The sequence below is a fragment of the Rhodococcus sp. NPDC056960 genome (genome assembly GCF_042674125.1).
GTDB lineage: Bacteria > Actinomycetota > Actinomycetes > Mycobacteriales > Mycobacteriaceae > Rhodococcus_F.
The window spans coordinates 93,163-107,789 of record NZ_JBHURF010000012.1 but is presented as its reverse complement, the minus strand read 5'-3'; the positions used below and the strand labels follow the sequence as shown (position 1 = coordinate 107,789).

Genomic DNA, 14,627 nt, shown 5'->3' with positions numbered 1-14,627 from the left:
GCCACACGAACCCGAGGGAGGGGCCGATCATGACGAACCCCGACGACCCGCGCACCCCGCAGGAACGCGCGTACGACGGCACCGAGCCGTGGACACCCGACGGTACCGAGTCGTGGACGCCCGACGGCACGCAGCCGGATCCCGCCACCCAGGCCTGGTCGAGGCAGGACCAGCGGACCGAGCACCTCGGGTCGCCCGAGCAGCGCACCGAGCACATGGGCCCGGCCGACGAGCGCACCCAGCAGTTCTACACGTCCGACCCGACCGCGGCGTACGGGCAGAACCAGCCGCACCCGACGCAGGCCTACCCGACCTACGACCCGCGGTACGACCAGCAGGCTCCGCCGCCGAACGCCACGCAGGCGTACCCGACGTACGGCGCCCAGCAGTACCCGGGCGGCTATGCGACGGGGCAATATCCGAACGCCCAGAACCCCGGCTACCAGAATCAGCCGGCCGCCGAGACCGCCGAGGAGAAGAAGCCCCGCCGCATCGGCACGTGGATCGCGGCCGCCGCTGCTGCGCTGCTGCTGATCGCGGTCATCGGCTTCGGCGTCGCCCTGTTCACGACGGCGCCGAACAACTCCTCGAGCACGACCGCGGCGGGTCCCACCACGTCCCGTCCGCCCGCCACGACCGCGCCGCCGAAGACGACGACACCGCCGCCGTCGACCACGTCGGAGTCGCCGCTCGACCAACTTCCCGGCGGCATCGGTGAGGCCATCGGCGCGGCGGGCGCCGCGTTCGGAACGATCAGCGCCAACGACGGCTCCACGCTGACCCTCGACGTCATCGGCGGTTCCCAGGTGAGGGTCGAGACGAATGCGCAGACGAATGTGATCGCCCTCGACGGGGCCACGGTCGCCGACCTGAAGCCCGGTTTCACCGTCATGGTGCAGGGAACGAAGGTCGAGAACGGCACGATGACGGCCGAGACGATCATCAGCACGGAGCTCCCCAAGCTCGGTGGTAACTGACGATCATGAGTCCGGCGAAAACCGACACGGGGTGTCCGGGTACCGCTTACCCTCGTTACGCCGTTGACTCGCTAGGCTGAACACCGATGACCGGAATGTGGTTTTTGCTGGCGTTGATCGCACTCGCAGGCGCGTGCGCGCTGCTCTATTTCGATCGGTCGCGTCGTGACCAGACGGGTCGGGTGCGGCAGATCTGGGCCAAGGCCCAGGGCTACACGTACGACAACGTCGAAGACCGGCTGCCCGCCCAGTTCCACCGCGCCGCACTGGCCAAGCAGGAGTACCTCAGTGCCATCGACGTAGTGAAGGGCGAACGCCGGGGCGAGGAGTTCATCCTGTTCGACCTCGAGGAGACCGCGACCATCGTCGCGGTGCGTCGCCGGGTGGGTTCGGACGTCGACATCGACCTGCGTCTCAAGTCGACCCCGCCGCCGAAAGATTCGGACCTCGAACTCCTCGGTGCCATCGGACCGCGCGTCGTGTTCGCCACCGACCTCGAGATCGCCCGCAGGGTCTGCGATCAGCGCATGGTGGCGTTCACCGAGTCGGTGCCGCCGCACGTGAACATGCTGTGGAGCGAACGCGAATGGACCCTCGGTTCGCTACCCATCGGCAGCAGCGGCCGGGAGTGGGATTCGGCCATCGAGGCCGTCGCCAGGCTGTCCGGCATCCTGCACGTCCTGCCTCCGGTCACGGAGCCGGGCGGACTCGACCGCGGGCACCACGACCCGAGCCGGCCGCGCCCGGGCGCTCCGCGCCCGTGAGTGACTGACGGGTCCGGAGAATCGTCAACCGCGCACGAGCGCGCAGCGCCTTGCTACCGTCACCGGTATGTCGACGCCCTCCAGTTCCGCCCGACCTGTTGCCCTCGTCACCGGCCCGACTTCGGGGCTGGGTGCCGGTTTCGCGAGGAAGTTCGCGTCTCTCGGTTACGACCTCGTCCTCGTCGCCCGTGACGAGACCCGGCTCCGCGACCTCGCCGACGAGATGAAGGCGTTGTTCGACACCGAATCCGAGGTCCTGCAAGCCGATCTCGCGACCGCGGCCGGACGCGAGGAGGTGGCGCAGCGTCTCGGCAAGGGCGTCGAGGTACTCGTCAACAACGCAGGATTCGGCACCTCGGGTGAATTCTGGACCGCGACGCCGGAACTGTTGCAGTCGCAGTTGGACGTCAATGTCACCGCCGTCATGCAGTTGACCCGCGCCGCGCTGCCCGCCATGATCGCGGCCGCCAACGGCACCGTGCTCAACGTGGCCAGTGTCGCCGGCCTGCTGTCCGGGCGGGGATCGACCTATTCGGCGAGCAAGGCGTACGTCATCTCGTTCTCCGAGGGATTGGCGAACGGGCTGGGCGGCACGGGGGTGCGGATCCAGGCGCTGTGCCCGGGATTCATCCGTACCGAGTTCCACGAGCGCGCGGGAATCGAGATGAGCTCGATCCCGAAGCCCATGTGGCTGAGTGTCGACCAGGTGGTCGCGGCGTCGCTGGCGGATCTGGAGAACGGCAAGGTCGTCAGCATTCCCGGACTTCAGTACAAGGTGCTCACGACCGTCGGTCGGCTCGTCCCGAAGAGTCTGGTCCGGAGGTTGACGAACGTCTTCGGCCGGGGGCGTGCCCGCACGTAGGACTGGGTAGGGTTTCGGGCATGAGTGATCGCGAGGATCTGGCCGCGTTGGTGCGTGAGCTGGCTGTTGTACACGGCAAGGTGACGTTGTCTTCGGGCAAGGAAGCCGACTACTACGTGGATCTGCGCCGCGCCACACTGCATCACGAGGCCGGCCCGCTGATCGGGAAGCTGCTGCGTGAACTGGTGTCGGACTGGGACTTCGACGCCGTCGGCGGGCTGACGATGGGTGCCGACCCGGTGGCGATGGCCGTGATGCACGCACCGGGCAGGCCGATCGATTCGTTCGTGGTGCGCAAGGCGGCCAAGGCGCATGGTATGCAGCGGCAGATCGAGGGCCCGGACGTCGTCGGCAAGCGTGTGCTGGTGGTCGAGGACACGACCACCACGGGCAATTCCCCGCTCACCGCGGTGAAGGCGCTGCGCGACGTCGGGGCCATCGTCGTCGGTGTCGCCACCGTCGTGGACCGGGCGACCGGGGCCGGCGAGGTGATCGCGGCCGAGGGTCTCGAGTACCGTTCGCTTCTCGGCCTTCCCGACCTGAACCTCTGACCGCACAGGTGAGTGGCAAAGCGTCCCGGGGCACGCTTTGCCACTCACCTGGGGTTGTCAGTCGGCGTCGCCGGCCGTGACGGCCAGGGCCTCCTCGATGCTGTGCGGTTCGGGATCGTGGTCGTCGACGTGTGCGAGGACCGTGCGTCCCGTTGCCAGCACGACGATCGCGGCGGCGGTGCAGGCGGCGCCGACCCAGAACGGCAGGTGGATGTTGCTCTCCCCGAGCTTGCCCGCGACCCACGGTGCGGCGGCGCCGCCGACGAAGCGGACGAAGCTGTAGGCCGCGGACGCCGTCGACCGCTCGACAGGTGCGGAGATCATCACGGTTTCCGTGATGAGGGTGTTGTTGACACCGAGGAAGAGTCCGGCGAGCACGACCCCGACGATCAGTACGGTCTTGTTGTCGGTGAAGGCGGCCATCATGGCGAGGTCGAGGGCGAACAGGGCCAGGGCCACCATCATCATCGGCAGCGTGCCGAAGCGCCGCTGCAGTCGCGGGGCGAGGAACACCGACGCGAGGGCCAGTGCGAGACCCCATCCGAAGAAGATGAATCCGATCGAGTACGTGCCCATGTCGAGCGGGAACGGCGTGTACGCGAGCAGTGTGAAGAATCCGTAGTTGTAGAGCAGTGCGGTGATCGCGACGGTGAGCAGGCCGCGGTGGCGCAGGGCGAGGAACGGTGCGGCGATCGACGTGCGGTGTTCCGGCTTGGGCGCGGACGGCAGCATCACGACGATGAGGATGAACGCGACGGCCATGAGGGCGGCGACGCCGAAGAACGGTGCGCGCCAGCTGATGTTGCCGAGGACCCCGCCGACCAGCGGGCCGACGGCGATGCCGATCCCCAGTGCGGCCTCGTACAGGATGATGGCCCGGGCGACGCCGCCGCTGGCCGCACCGACGATGGCGGCGAGCGCGGTGGCGATGAAGAGGGCGTTACCCAGTCCCCACCCGGCGCGGAAGCCGACGATCTGGCCGATGGTGCCGGAGCTGCCGGCCAGTGCCGCGAACACGACGATGACGGCGAGACCGGTGAGGAGCGTCTTCTTGGCGCCGATCCGGCTCGACACCACTCCGGTGATGAGCATCGCGACCCCGGTGACCAGCATGTAGCTGGTGAACAGCAGCGACACCTGCGACGGCGTGGCGTCCAGTTGCTCGCCGATGGGCTTGAGGATGGGGTCGACGAGGCCGATGCCCATGAAGGCGATGACGCTCGCGAACGCGACTGCCCACACCGATTTCGGCTGGTGGAGGAGGCTGGGCGGTGCCTCGCTGGATGTGCTGTTCGTGACGGTCGTGGTGCTCACGGCCACCTCCTTCGGGATACGTCGTGCGGTGGTGTGGTGTGGTTTTCAGGTGCGGTCGGACGACCGGACGATCGACCGCAGTTCCGACAGGCCTTGCGTCAGTCGTTCGAGTTGCTCGGCTTCGAGGTCCGCGAAGTGCGGGGCGAGTGCTCCCGCGATCTCGTGGCGGGCCACGGTCAGCCAGTCGCGTCCCGAGTCGGTGATGGATACCCGGACTGCCCGGGCGTCGTCCGGGTCGGGCCGGCGGGCCACGTAGCCGCGGTCGGCCAGCTTCTGGAGCAGGGCGGTGGCGGACGGCTGCGAGCATCGGTCGATGCGGGCGAATTCGCTGATGCGGAGTTCGCCGTGGTCGTCGAGCAGGGCGAGGGCGCGTGTCCAGGGCCGGGGGTGGTCCTCGGATCCGAAGGAGCTCGCGAGCCTGGTGAATCGGTGAGAATTCGTGACCAGGTCGACGAGCAGGCTCTGCAGCCGGGTGTCGTCGTCCATGCCAAAGATATTACATAGGCTAACTAACTATGTATAGGGTTGCCGGCTGTTCCGGTAATCACAACAAGAATCGAACAGCCGGGACGCGGGTCAGGCCGACCGGCCCGCGCCTTCCTCCATCTGACGCCGCAGGGTGGCCTCGGTGTGGCGGATCGCCTGCGCGACGAACGGCTCGATGATCCTGCCGAGTGCCTTGCCCGCGAGGCCGCCGGGAAGGTCGTACAGGAAATCGACCGTCAGGCGGGTCTCGGCCGCGCCGACGGCCTCGAACTGCCACCGCGACTGCGTGTAGAGGCCGTCGACGGATTCCAGTTCGATCAGCGCATTCCGCTCCCACCCGGTGACCTTCACGACGGAGCCGAGGGTCTTGGGCCCGATCTTCATGGCGGCGTCGTACACGGCTCCGAGTCCGCGGTCGGGTTCGCCGATCGGATCGAACCGGGTGATCCCGAACAGCCAGGACGGAACGTGGTGGTAGTCGTCGACGTAGTCGAATGCGACCTCGACCGGTGCGCCGGCGATGGCAGAGTGATGGATCTCGATCATGGCTTCTTCCCTGGGGTGGCTGTGGGGCCGTCGGCTCGGCGGATGTAACCGAGACGCTGTGTCACAGTAAAATTAACGTCGCGCGATGGCAAGGGGGCGGCAACCGATGCGCGCCCTGGAAGAATGGTGTCCGTGACCGAGCGCAAACCTCCCGGGGTGAGCTTCGAGAGCTGGATCGACAAGCAGATCCGGCTGGCTCAGGAGCGCGGCGACTTCGACGACCTGCCCGGCGCGGGCAAACCGATTCCCGCCGGCGACGTCGACGACGAACTGTGGTGGGTGAAGAACTACCTCCGCCGCGAGAATCTGCCCACCGACTCGCTGCTCCCCACCCCGTTGCAGTTGCGCAAGGAGATCGAGCGATTGCCCGAGACGGTCCGGGGGTTGCCGTCCGAGCAGTCGGTGCGGGACGTGGTCGCCCAGCTCAACCTGCAGATCGTCGACTGGGTGCGGGCGCCCTCCGGTCCCCGGATCCCGGTGAGCCCGGTCGACGCGGACGACGTCGTCGCGACCTGGCGCCAGCAGAACAGGTCGGTACGGACGCGGTCGGTAGCAGAGCGCCCGGATCCGGATCCGGATCCGCCCCGGGCCGGTAGGTGGTGGCGGCGGAAACGGTGACGGCTCAGTCTTTCCGGAAGTCGCCCGATTCCATCACCCGGGACACGAGCAGTCCGGCGAGGAGCCCCCAGAATGCGGCCCCGATGTTCAGGAACTGCACGTTGGAGACGGTCACGAGGAAGGTGACGAGTGCGCCGAGCGTGTAGCGGGAGCTGAACGCGGCGACGAACGAACCCTGCAGTGCCCTGAGCATTGCCACACCGCCGAGCGTCGCGACGAAAGCGACCGGGGTGGCCAGCATCAGCTGCACGAACAGCGGTGCGAACAGACCGACGACCATGGCGAGCAGCCCGCAGACGACACCTGCCGTGTAGTGCCGGGTGCGCTGCCCCGACGCGACCAGCAGGGCGTTGGTCGGTCCCGTCAGGCACGTCGAGACGGCTCCGACAGCGGAGGCGGCGAGGGACCAGATCCCGCATGCGACGGTGGCGACGTTCATCGGTGCCGCGTGACCCGCCGACTTCAGCACGGCGGTGCCCTGGCCGTTCTGCACGACGATGACGGTGATCGTCAGGGGGATCACCAGTTCGGTGATCGCCTGCCAGGTGAATTGCGGGGCCTGGATCATCGGTGCCGCGATCCAGTGCGCATTCGCACCGTCGAGGCGGAATCGGCCGGTCACCGCGATCGCCGCCGCGCCGGCGAGCAGGGCCCCGAGGATCGGCGGCATCCACCGCCCGAACGCGGCCCGGGATCCGAGGACCACGAACGCGACGACCATCGGAACGGCCACGACCGCATCGGTTCCGACGGCGCGGACCAGGTCGGTGCCGAACTTCAGGAAGACTCCGGCCACCATGGCCATGACGATCGGCATCGGGAGCATCGCCATCACCTGCCGCACCCGCCCGGTCAGGCCGAGGGCGACGATGAGAAGTCCGCTGACGACGAACGCGCCGAGCACCTCCGGCCACGACAAGTGGGTGAGGGAACCGCCGACGATGATCGTGCCGGGAATCGTCCAGAAGAACGCGAGCGGCTGGCGGTACAGCCAGCTGGCGAGTGCGGTGAGGATGCCGTTGAGGAAGAAGACGCCGAAGATCCACGACGCCATCTGTGCGGGTGACAGTCCGCCCGCGGAACCGGCGGCCAGGATCACGGCCACGGGGCCCGTCGCGGAGAAGATCAACCCGATCAGCCCGTTGGCGACGGAGGTGCCGCCGAGGTCGCCGATCAGGCGGCGCGGGCCGGCGGGCGGCCACGGCGGTCGTTCGAAGCGAGCGGTACGGGCGTGCACGTCTTCGCTGCGAGTCGGATCCTCGGTGGTCGTCATGAGGCCTTCCTGCTCCGGTAATTCTCACGATGTACGCAAAGCGGACAAAAATATCGCATTGCGTACATCGTTGTGTGGTCCGGATCATAACCACGCTCGCCCCGCGGTTCCACCGCGGGCCGCCGAACCCCTGGGTGGCGCGGTTTCCATCCCTTGGGGGTACGGACACCCGGGCGCCGCCACGACACACTCGAAGCGTCGGCCCCACATCATCCGCAACGACGAATCAGGCGAAGAAGAGCCACATGGTTGAACTCACTCGAATGCCCCGCGAAACCCGGACCGTCTATGTGCGCCGCGCCACCACGGTGCCGGAAGGTGAATCCAAATCGGCGGTCGAACGGACGTCGACGTACCTGGCCTACGGACTGCTGGCGTTGTTCGGCGGCCTCGGCATCTTCGGAACGGTCTGCTCGGTGAACGCGCCGCCGGAGGTTCCGCGCATCGCCGTCGTCCAGACGACGCCGACACAGTCGCAACCGCTCGACCTCCCGCAGGCTGCGCCCGAGTCCCCGGATCCGACCCCGCCCGGAGTCTGAGAGCGGATCAGGAGGCGACGTCGTCGCGGAATGCGGCGAGTTCGAGCAGGCGGGGCAGCATGTCGGACGACGCGATCGACGGCAGCAGCAGCGTCCACATCTCGGCCAGGCGCTCGTACAGGTCGGCGCGCCCGCTCAGTGCCTCGGACACCAATTGCATTCCCGTGAACGAACTGACCAGGAACCGGGCCAGCGCCGCGGGATCGACGGACTCGCGCAGTTCGCCCGCCTCCCTCGCCTTGCCCGCCAGCGCGACGAGGGCATCGGTCCAGTCGATGTAGGGGTCGGTGGCCGGGCCGCGGGACGTGCCGAGTTCCAGGGTGAGCCGCACCCCGGCGCGCACGATGGGCTCGGTCAGCAACTGGCGCGCCATCTCCTTGGCGCACAACAGGATCGCCTCCATCGGTGACTGCGCCGTCGCGAGCACCCGCTGCGCCGCCAGCATCGCCATGGCGTGCTGCTCCTTGATCACCGCCCAGGCCAGCGCTTCCTTGGACTCGAAGTGAAAGTACAAGGCGCCCTTCGTGACATCGGCATAGGAGAGGATCCCGCTCAGGCTCGCACCGCCGTACCCGAGCTTCTCGAAGCTCAGTGCCGCGCCCTCGAGCACCTGATGGCGGGTGGCTGCCGCGCGCGCCTGCTTTGCCATCACCTGTGCCTCACAATCGCGCATTGTCCGTCGCGTTCACTCTCCAGTCAACCACTGTTCGTGCCGGTAACCTCGGCACGTCGGCGAGTGTGGGAGGAAGACGTGATGTCGAAGTACAACTGGGGTGTCGAGCACGCGGTGTTCGCCGGGGCGACCCTGGCAACCGTCGTCGGAGCGGTCACCGGGCGCGAACGGGTGCAGCGGATCGCGAAGCCCGTGATCGCGCCCGCGCTCGCCGCGCGGGTGCTGCGGCGGCGGTCGGACACGCACCCCGCCGACGCCGCGCTGCTGCTCGGCGCTCTGGCAGCCGCGACCGTGGGTGACGTCTTCATGATCGACCCGGACGACGACGCCCGCCTCGTGCGCGGCGCATCCGCCTTCGCCGTCATGCAGGTCGGGTATTCCGCGCTGCTGCTGCGCCGAGGCGCCCGGTCCACCGCGCCCGCGTTGCTTTCCCGGCTCGCGGGTTGGGCGAGTGCCGCGGGCCTGCTCCGCAGCCGGGCGACGGACGTCGCCACACCGCTGACCGCGTACGGGGCGCTGCTCGGTACCACGTCGACGCTGTCCGCCGACCCGTCCCTCGCGCCCGGCGCGCACGTCGTCGCGAACGTGCCGGTGCCGGGACATGACCGGCGCAGCTGGCTCGGCGTGGGCGGCCTGCTGTTCACCGCCTCGGACGGCCTGATCGTGGTGCGGCGCTTGTTCATCCGCGGCGATCGGGGCCGGGCCGCGGCCGAAGGGGTGGTTCTCGCCACCTATGCGGCGGCTCAGCTGTTGCTCGTCGAGGGGATGCTCGCCCTCGGGCGCCGCCGGGTCACGGGCAGAGCATGATGTGGTCCCGGTCCTTCGGGTCCACGAGGATGGTGATGGTTTCGCCGGGCACGAAACGCGTGGCGTTCTCGCGCCGCACCTCGTAGACCACGCGCCCGACGTAGCTCTCCGAACCGGGAACCGTCAACCGGAGGTCCAGCTCGGTGAGCTCCCCGTTGCCGGGAGTGGGACGGATCGGGGTGACGTGCTCGATGCGGGCCCAGCCCTCGAGCCCGTGCCGTTCGAGTTTGCGATCGGCTCGGGACGGGCGCTCGGCGGCCATCATGCCGAACCCCAGCGCCGAACCGAAGGCGGCGACCAATCCCATGATCTGGTACGGGATGGTGGCCGGCGGGGTGTGCTCGATCAACCATCCCAGCCAGACGGCGAGGACGATGACGTAGCCGACCGTGATGAAGCAGACCGTCCGCACGATGCGCTGATGATTCACGAGTGCCTCCACCTCCAGGTTAACCCGTCCCGACCTCGCCGAAGCGGCCCCGTCGGCGCACTGCCGTTAGAGTGCAGTGTCGGCAGCAGGTAAGCGTGTGTGGAGGTGGCCGTATGGCGTGGCGTCGGGTGTCGTTGGTGTGTCTGAGCATTGGCTCGGCCATGATGCTCGCAGGGTGTGGTGGGTCCTCGGACGCGGTGGCTCCGCCTACGTCCGCGACGACCACCGTGGCCGCCCCTGTGACCACCACCACGACCACGGTTCCGCCGACCACCACGACCACCACGATCGCGCCGCCGACCACGACGACGGAAGCGCCGACCACGACGCTCGTCGACGTCCCGTACGAGCACAACGAGTCGTACTTCTTCACGTCCCCGGACGGCGGATTCCAGTGCGGCATCATCAAGCTGCCGAACCGCACCGAGGCCGGGTGCCAGGGCTCGACGAGCCCGGTGCCGCCGCGACCGGCGGACTGCATGGTCGACTGGGGCCACGGCATCCGCGTCGAGAACGACGGTGAGGCCTCGTTCATGTGCGCCGGCGGACTCGTCTACACCTCGGGCGGCGACGACCCCGACGCGGCGTTGCCCGCCGGGGCGAAACTGACGAAGCTCGGCTACACGTGCAGCACCACCGCCACGGCCGTCACCTGCACCAACGACGAGACCTCCCACGGGTTCACCGTCGCTCCCGATTCGAACACGACGTTCTGACGTCGTGAGCGGAGTCGAGGCAGGTCCGGTGGAGCCGGCGCAGGTCGGGCAGGACGAGTCGGGTCCCACCGAATGGGGCGAGAACCCGAACGGCGTCGGACCGTGGTCCGACGAACACGACGCCCCTGTCCCCACCGACCCGCGGTACGACCCCGAACTGCTGGCCGGGGGTGATCGCCGCAACGTCGTCGACGCCTACCGGTACTGGACGCGGGAGGCGATCGTCGCGGACATCGACCGCCGCCGGCATCCGCTGCACGTGGCCATCGAGAACTTCGGTCACGACGCCAACATCGGCACCGTGGTGCGCACCGCCAACGCGTTTGCCGCCGCTTCCGTCCACATCGTGGGACGCCGCCGCTGGAACCGGCGCGGCGCCATGGTCACCGATCGGTACCAGCATGTTCTCCACCACCCGGACGTCGAGGGTCTCGTCGAATTCGCGCGCGAGCGGGGTCTCACCATCGTGGCCGTCGACAACACGCCCGGGTCGGTGCCGCTGGAGACGGCGCGGCTGCCGCGCGACTGTGTACTCCTGTTCGGGCAGGAGGGGCCGGGAGTCACCGATCACGCGAAAGAGGTTGCGGCCATGACGGTGTCGATCGCCCAGTTCGGTTCCACCCGCAGCATCAATGCGGGCGTCGCCGCGGGAATCGCCATGCATGCGTGGGTGCGTCAGCACGCCGACCTCGACCGCGCCTGGTAGCGGAACCCCCGGCGAATAGGCAAGATCAACTCTTATGCAGGACACGTGGTCGGCGCGCGCGGACGCCGCTGAAGAAGCGGTGGTGACCAGGCATCTTCGCCGGTTGTGGGCCCTCCCGGGCACGACCCTCGGCGTCGTCGCCTGGCCGCCGGTGCGGCGCGAGCGGCTGTTCTTCAGCTGGCACTACTGGTGGCAGGCGCACCTGCTCGACTGCGCCGTCGACGCGCTCGAACGGGACCCGACGCCGCGGCGTCGGCGTCGCATCGTGAAACTGGCGCGCAGCCACCGCGTGCGGAACCTGTCGGGCTGGACCAACAACTACTACGACGACATGGCCTGGCTGGGGATCGCGCTCGAGCGCGCCCAGCGGATGCACTTCATAGACAACAGAAATGCGGTGCAGGCGCTGGAATCGCAGCTGTTCGACGCCTGGGCGCCCGAGGCAGGCGGCGGTATCCCGTGGCGCAAGGGTTCGGACTTCTACAACGCCCCGGCCAACGGACCCGCGGGAATCATGCTGGCGCGCACCGGAAAGTTGTGGCGCGCCCAGGCCACGGCGGACTGGATCGACGACACACTGCGTGACGTGCGCACCAATCTGATCGTCGACGGCATCCACCCCGGCGGTGAAATCGAGACCAACATCTACTCGTACTGCCAGGGCGTCGTCCTCGGACTCGAGACCGAACTCGCCGTCCGCCTCGGTTCGCCGCGGCACCGCAACCGGACCCACCGGCTCGTCGACGCCATCGACGAGCACCTCGCACCCCACGGGATCATCGACGGCGGCGGTGGGGGAGACGGCGGACTGTTCAACGGGATCCTCGCGCGGTATCTGGCGCTGACCGCGGTGATGCTGCCGTGGGAATCGCCGTCCGACATCCGGGCGCGGGAGATCGCCGCCCAGCTCGTGCTGTCGTCAGCGGAGGCGGCGTGGGCGAACCGGCTGCAGATCGAGGGGCAGCCGCTGTTCGGACACGACTGGACCGAGCAGGCACAACTGCCCGGGCTGAACGGCGGCATCGCGACGTTCACCGGCGGCACCGTCCGGTCGTCGGGCATCCCGGAACGCGACCTGTCCGTCCAGCTCGGTGGCTGGATGCTGATGGAGGCCGCGCACATGGTGTCGGCTGCGGGGTATCCGCGCCGGTAGGCGACCGTTCGAATCACGCGAAACTTAACCGTATCCGCGCGGTGCCGCCGCTGTTAGACAGATCGTCATGTCAGATCAACAGCGGCAGCTGAGTCTCAATGCGTTCATCTACCCGGCCGGGCACCACGAATCGGCGTGGCGTCACCCGCTCACCACGCCCGAACGGCTGTATGACGTCACCTACTTCCAGGACATCGCGCGGACCGCGGAGGCCGCGAAGCTGGACGCGATCTTCTTCGCCGACGGACCGGCCCTGCGCAGCGACGTCGAACACGGTGCCGCCGGAGCGCTCGAGCCCATCACCCTGCTGACCGCCATCGCGACCGCCACCGAGCGGATCGGGCTGATCGCGACCGCGTCCACGACGTATTTCGAGCCCTACAACCTGGCGCGGCTCTTCGCCTCCCTCGACCACATCTCCCGCGGCCGGGCCGGCTGGAACATCGTGACCACCGGCACCGACCTGGCGGCGGCCAATTTCGGACTGCCCAGCCACCCCGATCACGCCGACCGCTACGCGCGGGCGCGGGAATTCGTCGACGCGACGGTCAAGCTGTGGGACAGCTGGGAAGACGACGCCGTCCTGATCGACAAGGCCGCAGGAATCTACGCGGATCCGTCCAAGATCCACGAGATCAACTACGTCGGCCGGCACCTGCGGGTGCGCGGACCGTTCAACGCACCCCGCTCACCGCAGGGACATCCGGTACTGGTGCAGGCGGGTGCGTCCAACGAGGGGCGCGCATTCGCGGGCCAGTACGCGGAGGCCATCTTCACCGCGCACCAGCGACTGTCGGACGGGCAGGCGTTCTACGCGGACGTCAAGGCACGCGCAACGCAGTACGGCCGCAACCCGGAGCACGTGAAGGTCCTGCCCGGCATCAGCCCGTTCCTCGGCGACACCGAGGCCGAGGCCCGCGAACTGGAGCGGGAGTTCAACGAACTCACGTCACCCGAGTACGGGCTCGCCCAACTCGAGAGCCTCACGGGTTCGAGCGTGCGGCACCTCGATCTCGACGTCCCCGTGCCTGCCGGACTGTTCGGGGACGCCGGTGACGTCACGGACAACCAGCAGAGCCGCCTGCAGGTGATCGCCGGGATCGTCGAGCGGGAGAACCCGACCCTGCGCGGACTGCTGCATCGTCTGGCCGGTGCGCGCGGGCACCGGGTGGTCGTCGGGACGCCGGTGCAGGTTGCCGACACCATCGAGGAGTGGTTCACCCAGGGCGCCGCCGACGGTTTCAACGTCATGCCGCCGTACTACCCGGGCGGGCTCGAGGTGTTCGCGGCGAAAGTGGTCCCGATTCTGCAGGAGCGCGGACTGTTCCGCACCGAGTACTCGGGCACCACCCTGCGCGATCATTTCGGACTGCCGCGTCCCGAGAGTCAGTACGCGGAGGTGCCGGGCGCCGTCGCGCAGTAGCGGTGTATTTTTCGCGCCCGATGTCGCATTCGTTCCGTTCGAGTAGACGGATGTGACATCGGGCGCCGGCGTGGGCGCACCCGGCGCATGCCGGGGGGAGTGCCCGGTGCTAGTCGAGGACTTCCTCGACGGCCACGTCTTCGGGTGGCCGCGCCATCTCCTGCCGGTAGTGCCACACCCCGAGGGCGGTGCCGATCACGAGCAGCGCGATCATCCCGGCGAGCACGGCCGGCATCAGCCACGACACCCGGTCGAGGAACGAGCCGAAGTAGAAGCCGATGAGCAGCAGGACGGGCGCCCAGAAGACGGCGCCGATGGTGCTGGCGATCGTGTACTTGGTGTGGTTCATCTTGGCCGCACCGGCGACCAGCGGGCACAGGGTGCGGATCCACGGAATCCAGCGGGCGACGAGCACCGCCCAGAATCCGTGCTTCTCCAGCAGGACGTTGACCTTGTGCAGGTTGGTGTAGTTGAGATACTTCCCGCCCTTGCGGGCGTGGATGCGGTTGCCGGTGCGGTGACCGATGACATACCCCACCTGGTTACCGCAGATGGCGGCGATCATCGCCCCGACCGACAGCGCCCACACGTGGCCGGCGCCGGTCGCGTGGTTGGCCAGCACGATTCCGGCGGTGATCAGCATGGAGTCGCCGGGCAGGAACAGCCCCAGGATCACGGCGCATTCGATGAACACGAACGCGAGGACGACGACCCAGACCAGCGCTGGACCGGCCGAGACGAGAGGCCCGAAGCTCCCTGATGCCGTGATAACCATCGTCGGTGCGTTAC

Annotated in this window: 18 protein-coding genes; 11 read left to right on the top strand and 7 right to left on the bottom strand. The window is 68.4% G+C overall.

Annotation, left to right across the window (positions count from 1 at the left end; translation table 11 throughout):
- The first annotated feature begins 29 nt into the window (after positions 1 to 29).
- From ACFTWF_RS20395 to pyrE, 4 genes are all read left to right on the top strand, one after another.
- A complete protein-coding gene (locus tag ACFTWF_RS20395; protein WP_378462990.1) occupies positions 30 to 977 on the top strand; it encodes a hypothetical protein in 948 nt (315 codons plus the stop codon).
- Between the two features lie 95 nt (positions 978 to 1,072).
- Positions 1,073 to 1,741, top strand: a complete 669-nt coding sequence (locus ACFTWF_RS20390) for a hypothetical protein (protein ID WP_252190228.1) — start codon at positions 1,073 to 1,075, stop codon at positions 1,739 to 1,741.
- A gap of 67 nt (positions 1,742 to 1,808) precedes the next feature.
- Positions 1,809 to 2,603, top strand: a complete 795-nt coding sequence (locus ACFTWF_RS20385) for an SDR family NAD(P)-dependent oxidoreductase (RefSeq protein WP_378462989.1) — start codon at positions 1,809 to 1,811, stop codon at positions 2,601 to 2,603.
- A gap of 20 nt (positions 2,604 to 2,623) precedes the next feature.
- The gene (gene pyrE, locus ACFTWF_RS20380; RefSeq protein ID WP_378462988.1) at positions 2,624 to 3,154 is read left to right on the top strand and encodes an orotate phosphoribosyltransferase; all 531 of its coding nucleotides are present in this window, start codon (positions 2,624 to 2,626) and stop codon (positions 3,152 to 3,154) included.
- Positions 3,155 to 3,211: 57 nt separating this feature from the next.
- Here the strand turns inward: pyrE and ACFTWF_RS20375 are convergent, their stop codons facing one another.
- The 3 genes from ACFTWF_RS20375 to ACFTWF_RS20365 form a co-directional block, all read right to left on the bottom strand.
- Positions 3,212 to 4,474 carry an MFS transporter gene (locus tag ACFTWF_RS20375; protein WP_378462987.1) on the bottom strand — a complete coding sequence of 421 codons (1,263 nt, stop codon included), beginning with the start codon at positions 4,472 to 4,474 and terminating at the stop codon, positions 3,212 to 3,214.
- 39 nt (positions 4,475 to 4,513) lie between these two features.
- Positions 4,514 to 4,954 (bottom strand): MarR family winged helix-turn-helix transcriptional regulator, encoded by a 441-nt coding sequence (locus tag ACFTWF_RS20370; RefSeq protein WP_378462986.1) that lies wholly within the window; start codon positions 4,952 to 4,954, stop codon positions 4,514 to 4,516.
- Positions 4,955 to 5,044: 90 nt separating this feature from the next.
- Positions 5,045 to 5,500: an SRPBCC family protein gene (locus ACFTWF_RS20365; protein WP_378462985.1), complete on the bottom strand. Its 456-nt coding sequence runs from the start codon at positions 5,498 to 5,500 to the stop codon at positions 5,045 to 5,047.
- A gap of 123 nt (positions 5,501 to 5,623) precedes the next feature.
- Here ACFTWF_RS20365 and ACFTWF_RS20360 point away from each other — a divergent pair, with 123 nt between their 5' ends.
- Entirely contained in the window at positions 5,624 to 6,118 is a 495-nt protein-coding gene (locus tag ACFTWF_RS20360; RefSeq protein WP_378462984.1) for a DUF1992 domain-containing protein, read from the top strand.
- Between the two features lie 4 nt (positions 6,119 to 6,122).
- On the opposite strand, the gene ACFTWF_RS20355 is transcribed toward ACFTWF_RS20360, so the two are convergent.
- Positions 6,123 to 7,391 carry a benzoate/H(+) symporter BenE family transporter gene (locus tag ACFTWF_RS20355; protein WP_378462983.1) on the bottom strand — a complete coding sequence of 423 codons (1,269 nt, stop codon included), beginning with the start codon at positions 7,389 to 7,391 and terminating at the stop codon, positions 6,123 to 6,125.
- Between the two features lie 245 nt (positions 7,392 to 7,636).
- Here ACFTWF_RS20355 and ACFTWF_RS20350 point away from each other — a divergent pair, with 245 nt between their 5' ends.
- Positions 7,637 to 7,930, top strand: a complete 294-nt coding sequence (locus tag ACFTWF_RS20350; RefSeq protein ID WP_378462982.1) for a hypothetical protein — start codon at positions 7,637 to 7,639, stop codon at positions 7,928 to 7,930.
- A gap of 7 nt (positions 7,931 to 7,937) precedes the next feature.
- Here the strand turns inward: ACFTWF_RS20350 and ACFTWF_RS20345 are convergent, their stop codons facing one another.
- On the bottom strand, positions 7,938 to 8,579 hold the full coding sequence (locus ACFTWF_RS20345; protein WP_378462981.1) for a ScbR family autoregulator-binding transcription factor: 642 nt from the start codon (positions 8,577 to 8,579) through the stop codon (positions 7,938 to 7,940).
- 105 nt (positions 8,580 to 8,684) lie between these two features.
- Here ACFTWF_RS20345 and ACFTWF_RS20340 point away from each other — a divergent pair, with 105 nt between their 5' ends.
- Positions 8,685 to 9,410, top strand: coding sequence for a lysoplasmalogenase family protein (locus ACFTWF_RS20340; RefSeq protein WP_378462980.1), 726 nt, complete (start codon positions 8,685 to 8,687; stop codon positions 9,408 to 9,410).
- Here the strand turns inward: ACFTWF_RS20340 and ACFTWF_RS20335 are convergent.
- Positions 9,394 to 9,840, bottom strand: coding sequence for a hypothetical protein (locus tag ACFTWF_RS20335; RefSeq protein ID WP_378462979.1), 447 nt, complete (start codon positions 9,838 to 9,840; stop codon positions 9,394 to 9,396). The genes ACFTWF_RS20340 and ACFTWF_RS20335 overlap by 17 nt on opposite strands.
- A gap of 113 nt (positions 9,841 to 9,953) precedes the next feature.
- On the opposite strand from ACFTWF_RS20335, the gene ACFTWF_RS20330 reads away from it, so the two are divergent.
- The 4 genes from ACFTWF_RS20330 to ACFTWF_RS20315 all read left to right on the top strand — a co-directional run bounded on the left by ACFTWF_RS20330 (position 9,954) and on the right by ACFTWF_RS20315 (position 13,838).
- Positions 9,954 to 10,556, top strand: coding sequence for a hypothetical protein (locus tag ACFTWF_RS20330; RefSeq protein ID WP_378462978.1), 603 nt, complete (start codon positions 9,954 to 9,956; stop codon positions 10,554 to 10,556).
- Between the two features lie 4 nt (positions 10,557 to 10,560).
- Positions 10,561 to 11,262 carry a TrmH family RNA methyltransferase gene (locus tag ACFTWF_RS20325; protein ID WP_378462977.1) on the top strand — a complete coding sequence of 234 codons (702 nt, stop codon included), beginning with the start codon at positions 10,561 to 10,563 and terminating at the stop codon, positions 11,260 to 11,262.
- A 34-nt stretch (positions 11,263 to 11,296) separates the two neighbouring features.
- Positions 11,297 to 12,415 (top strand): glycoside hydrolase family 76 protein, encoded by a 1,119-nt coding sequence (locus ACFTWF_RS20320; RefSeq protein WP_378462976.1) that lies wholly within the window; start codon positions 11,297 to 11,299, stop codon positions 12,413 to 12,415.
- A gap of 67 nt (positions 12,416 to 12,482) precedes the next feature.
- On the top strand, positions 12,483 to 13,838 hold the full coding sequence (locus ACFTWF_RS20315; RefSeq protein ID WP_378462975.1) for an LLM class flavin-dependent oxidoreductase: 1,356 nt from the start codon (positions 12,483 to 12,485) through the stop codon (positions 13,836 to 13,838).
- A gap of 109 nt (positions 13,839 to 13,947) precedes the next feature.
- On the opposite strand, the gene ACFTWF_RS20310 is transcribed toward ACFTWF_RS20315, so the two are convergent.
- Positions 13,948 to 14,613, bottom strand: a complete 666-nt coding sequence (locus tag ACFTWF_RS20310; RefSeq protein WP_378462974.1) for a DedA family protein — start codon at positions 14,611 to 14,613, stop codon at positions 13,948 to 13,950.
- Between the last annotated feature and the right edge of the window lie 14 nt (positions 14,614 to 14,627).

Coding starts and splice junctions, on each gene's coding strand:
- ACFTWF_RS20395 (WP_378462990.1), top strand. CDS start 30: ATGACGAACCCCGACGACCCGCGCACCCCGCAGGAACGCGCGTACGAC.
- ACFTWF_RS20390 (WP_252190228.1), top strand. CDS start 1,073: ATGTGGTTTTTGCTGGCGTTGATCGCACTCGCAGGCGCGTGCGCGCTG.
- ACFTWF_RS20385 (WP_378462989.1), top strand. CDS start 1,809: ATGTCGACGCCCTCCAGTTCCGCCCGACCTGTTGCCCTCGTCACCGGC.
- pyrE (WP_378462988.1), top strand. CDS start 2,624: ATGAGTGATCGCGAGGATCTGGCCGCGTTGGTGCGTGAGCTGGCTGTT.
- ACFTWF_RS20370 (WP_378462986.1), bottom strand. CDS start 4,954: ATGGACGACGACACCCGGCTGCAGAGCCTGCTCGTCGACCTGGTCACG.
- ACFTWF_RS20365 (WP_378462985.1), bottom strand. CDS start 5,500: ATGATCGAGATCCATCACTCTGCCATCGCCGGCGCACCGGTCGAGGTC.
- ACFTWF_RS20360 (WP_378462984.1), top strand. CDS start 5,624: ATGGTGTCCGTGACCGAGCGCAAACCTCCCGGGGTGAGCTTCGAGAGC.
- ACFTWF_RS20355 (WP_378462983.1), bottom strand. CDS start 7,391: ATGACGACCACCGAGGATCCGACTCGCAGCGAAGACGTGCACGCCCGT.
- ACFTWF_RS20350 (WP_378462982.1), top strand. CDS start 7,637: ATGGTTGAACTCACTCGAATGCCCCGCGAAACCCGGACCGTCTATGTG.
- ACFTWF_RS20345 (WP_378462981.1), bottom strand. CDS start 8,579: ATGGCAAAGCAGGCGCGCGCGGCAGCCACCCGCCATCAGGTGCTCGAG.
- ACFTWF_RS20340 (WP_378462980.1), top strand. CDS start 8,685: ATGTCGAAGTACAACTGGGGTGTCGAGCACGCGGTGTTCGCCGGGGCG.
- ACFTWF_RS20330 (WP_378462978.1), top strand. CDS start 9,954: ATGGCGTGGCGTCGGGTGTCGTTGGTGTGTCTGAGCATTGGCTCGGCC.
- ACFTWF_RS20320 (WP_378462976.1), top strand. CDS start 11,297: ATGCAGGACACGTGGTCGGCGCGCGCGGACGCCGCTGAAGAAGCGGTG.
- ACFTWF_RS20315 (WP_378462975.1), top strand. CDS start 12,483: ATGTCAGATCAACAGCGGCAGCTGAGTCTCAATGCGTTCATCTACCCG.
- ACFTWF_RS20310 (WP_378462974.1), bottom strand. CDS start 14,613: ATGGTTATCACGGCATCAGGGAGCTTCGGGCCTCTCGTCTCGGCCGGT.